Origin of the sequence: Microcoleus sp. BM001215392, assembly GCF_036700185.1 — a bacterium.
In the GTDB taxonomy this organism is placed as follows: domain Bacteria; phylum Cyanobacteriota; class Cyanobacteriia; order Cyanobacteriales; family Microcoleaceae; genus Microcoleus.
In genome coordinates this window covers 1-3,778 of the sequence record NZ_JAUBOJ010000541.1, presented here as the reverse complement: position 1 = coordinate 3,778, position 3,778 = coordinate 1, and the positions used below count along the sequence as shown (strand labels likewise).

The following is a 3,778-nucleotide window of genomic DNA, read 5'->3' as shown; positions in this document are numbered from 1 at the left end:
ATGGCAAAGTTAATATTGTGCGGCGGTGCGGCAGTGGCATTAGCTTGAGCAATCGCATCTCGCAGCGAACCCGGCCCAGCATCGTTGGTATTAGTAACAGTAAATATAGCCAAAGCGTGCGCGTAATTTGCCCTCACCTCTGGCCCAAACGCCAATCCCGTCTGCATCACTCCTGTTGCATATTCAAGCAACCAGTTGCCGCCTTTTTCGGCACTCCCCGTAATATCAGCAGAAGCAGCAACCGACGCTTTGGTTAACTGGCTCAGTTGTCGTACAAAAGCTTCTCCTTTTTCACCCGCTGCTACGTTACATCCGTAGAGCAGAATTTCAAATCGATTTTTTACTGAGTTAACAGATGATGAAAACCATCGTTTTAAACAGTCGCGATATGTTTCTAAATTATCGGAATTCAGGCTAGTTTTTCCTAGCTGCAAACTTCCTGATTCGCCGTGAGAAATAATGTGAACGCTTTCTATACCGCTGCGACTCTGCAATGCTTCGGTGATTTTTACGATGCCGTCTTGCGCCGAATCGACTAAAATCACCTCTATTCCCGGTTTCACACCCGCAGCCAAACTCTGCCAATCTTCAACTGCTGAATCTACGAAGACTATTTGTAAGTTTTTCATAATTACCTTTCCCTCATGCACCTAAGTAGGTTTCTAAAATTTTGTTTTCGTGCGATCGACTAAACTTCCACCACCCGAAATCGGCAGCAGAGACAGCCAGCCTTAAATCACATGAAAGCTTGACAAATATCTAATTTTGTGATTTTTTTAGAACTGTATCAAGTCTGGCAAAGATTGTCGATCGCACTTTTCATTCTCAACTTAAAAATTGGAGACAATGGCCGGAGCTATGTTGTTCCCGGTTCCGGAAATCAGGCAAGATAATTTACAAAAGTTAATATACTAATTTTTAAACAGACTGGATTTTGGCAAATCCAGTCTGTCCCTCATAACATAGAGAAACAGTCGCCTTCATGGCATCATAGAAACTTGTCCCTCACATCATTGAAATCGATGACAGCTCAAAAATCCCCAGTTTCCCCCGTCACCTGGATTGAAGACCGAGTGCTGCTAATTGAGCAAAACCGACTGCCCAAAGAATACGCTACAGTCGAAATTACCAACTCTCAAGATATGGCCGAGGCGATTAAAACTATGATCGTCCGAGGTGCTCCGGCGATTGGGGTAGCAGCAGCTTACGGGATGTATTTGGGGGCGCGGGAAATCGCAACGGGCGATCGCACTGAATTTCTGGCTAAACTAGAACAAGTTGGTGAATTATTGCGATCGACTCGTCCCACAGCAGTTAATTTATTTTGGGCCATATCCCGAATGCTTAAAACAGCCGATCGAACTAGCGGTTCCGTAGAGCACATCCAAAAAACTTTGTTAGAAATGGCTAAAACCATTCAAGCAGAAGACGTACAAACTTGTAAAGATATCGGCGACAAAGGTTTAGAAGTTCTGCCCGCAACACCCGAAAAATTGAACTTACTAACTCACTGCAATGCCGGTGCATTAGCTACAGCCGGCTACGGTACAGCCTTAGGCGTATTTCGTTCGGCTTGGCGAGAAGGCCGACTCGGCAGAGTTTTTGCAGACGAAACTCGTCCCCGTCTCCAAGGTGCAAAACTCACCACTTGGGAATGCGTCCAAGAAGGAATTCCCGTCACATTAATCGCCGACAATATGGCCGCGCACTGCATGAAACTAGGGATGATTCACGCAGTAGTTGTCGGTGCAGACAGAATAGCTGCTAACGGCGACGCCGCCAATAAAATTGGCACTTACAGTTTAGCAATTGTTGCCAAAGCTCACAACGTCCCCTTCTTTGTTGCAGCTCCTCTGTCAACAATTGATTTTGAACTTTCCGACGGTAGCCAAATCCCCATTGAAGAACGCGATTCAGTGGAAATGTATCAAGTGGGAACTACCCGAATTTGTCCTGAAGGAGTAGAATTTTACAATCCCGCTTTTGACGTAACTCCGGCAGCATTAATCTCGGGAATCATCACAGAATACGGCACGGTTGCTCCGGGAAATTTGAAACAGTTTCAAGCAAAACAATTAGTTTGATTGTATGTTTATCCACCGCTAAGTTTATCAGTCATTTATGCGAACAATACCGTTTTAATCAATTAAATTGATTGATGAATTTGACAGAAAATATGTAGGTAAATTCGGCCATATGTAAGGATACGGCAGTGAGGTGTCCTACTACAATTCAAGTTTTAAGCAATGGTAAAAACATGACTTATAGCTCTCGAAACCAGCAGATAAAAGTTGCGCTCGCAACTCTGATTTTACCAGTTTTGTTTCCGACAGCGGCTCATGCTCAGTTGTCACCAACCCTTCAACCTCAGGAATTAGCAGCGAAACAATATGTGATAGAAATGAATAAAGCTCAGCAAGACTACTATCAAAACAATACGGGCTTTACAAGTTCTGTTTCTAATCTAGCTCTCGGGATTAAAGCTGGCACAGCTAATTACAAATATTCAATTGATACAGCAAACAAAGCTGTATTTAATTATGCAGTGTCGGATCGAGCTAATCTCAAAAACTTTGTGGGCGGTGTCTTTTTGATAGGAAATAAGACGACAACAATCTTGTGTCTGAATGTTGCTTCTGGCAAGATTAAACCAGCTAAGCCAACCATGGATACTAAAGGGGTTGTAGCCTGCGGTGCTAATACAGCAAAAGTTGCTCAATAAATTATGTCTAATTTACTGTGTAATTTGTCCGATAATTGGATTGTAGGTGCAGATTTAGCCAAGCAATTGCTAGAAAAAAAAGCTACCTTGCTCGATGCTCGCGCACCTATTTTAAAGTGGTTTTGCCGTGTCCCGCCAGCTATTCCCGTAACTTGGCAGGAATTTTCACGATCGCACTTTCCGCACAAAGGCAAAATTCTCGAAGATGACACAATCTTAACAGAAAAACTGCAAGCACTGGGAATTTGTCAAGACCAACCTGTAATTGCGATCGCCGATTCCGTGAAAGGATGGGGCGAAGACGGGCGAATTGTGTGGATGTTGCGAAGTTTGGGACACGAAAAAGCCGTTTTTGTAGGTGGAGGATATCGAGCTTTAGTCAAAGCTGGAATTTCTAAAGTAAAAGGTGCAAATGCTCCACCGCAGCCGGGAGATTTTGTAGTATCTCGCCGCTCGACTTGGGAAATCAATCGCGATGATTTAAAAACTATTTTAGGCAATGCTAATTTAGCAGTTATTGACGCCAGAGAGCCGCGAGAATATGCAGGTAAAATGCCTTACGGAGAAACGCGGGGCGGCCACATTCCCGGGGCGATTCACCTTTATTACAAACAGTTGATGGACAAGCACGGACAACTGCTTTCTCGGGGGGAAATTGTCAATATTTTGCAGCAGAAAAAAGTTTCGCTGTCAACTCAGATTGTCACTTATTGTAGTGGCGGAATTAGGTCTGCATGGTTGACTTCTGTCTTGACAAATTTCGGTTTTGATGCTAAGAATTATGCAGGTTCAATGTGGGAATGGTCGGCTGCGCCTGCTGATAGCTATCCGTTGGAAAAAAGTCGTAGGGTAAGGCAGTAGGTTTAAGATTTATAGAATTTTAAGTCGATTATCCGACATCAAAAGAGGTTCGTAGTGAGGACTGAGCGTCCGCATCTCTCATCAAAGGACTGAAGTCCTTACTACAAACCAAATTTACTGTTTTTTTAGGAGTAACGTGCGTCTAATTACTAGAAACGCCTTTATTGGAGTAAAGCGGAGTTAATTGACGCATAT

General features: G+C 43.6%; 4 protein-coding genes. 3 read left to right on the top strand and 1 reads right to left on the bottom strand.

What is annotated here, in order from left to right:
• Positions 1 to 629 (bottom strand): DUF4347 domain-containing protein (locus tag QT974_RS32275; protein WP_333472447.1); only part of this gene is annotated, 629 nt, incomplete at its 3' end.
• 393 nt (positions 630 to 1,022) lie between these two features.
• Between QT974_RS32275 and mtnA the strand changes: the two genes are divergently transcribed.
• The 3 genes from mtnA (at position 1,023) to QT974_RS32260 (ending at position 3,583) form a co-directional block, all read left to right on the top strand.
• Positions 1,023 to 2,084, top strand: coding sequence for an S-methyl-5-thioribose-1-phosphate isomerase (mtnA, locus tag QT974_RS32270; RefSeq protein ID WP_333472446.1), 1,062 nt, complete (start codon positions 1,023 to 1,025; stop codon positions 2,082 to 2,084).
• 173 nt (positions 2,085 to 2,257) lie between these two features.
• A complete protein-coding gene (locus QT974_RS32265; RefSeq protein ID WP_333472445.1) occupies positions 2,258 to 2,722 on the top strand; it encodes a type IV pilin-like G/H family protein in 465 nt (154 codons plus the stop codon).
• A gap of 3 nt (positions 2,723 to 2,725) precedes the next feature.
• Positions 2,726 to 3,583 (top strand): sulfurtransferase, encoded by an 858-nt coding sequence (locus QT974_RS32260; protein WP_333472444.1) that lies wholly within the window; start codon positions 2,726 to 2,728, stop codon positions 3,581 to 3,583.
• The last annotated feature ends 195 nt before the right edge of the window (positions 3,584 to 3,778 follow it).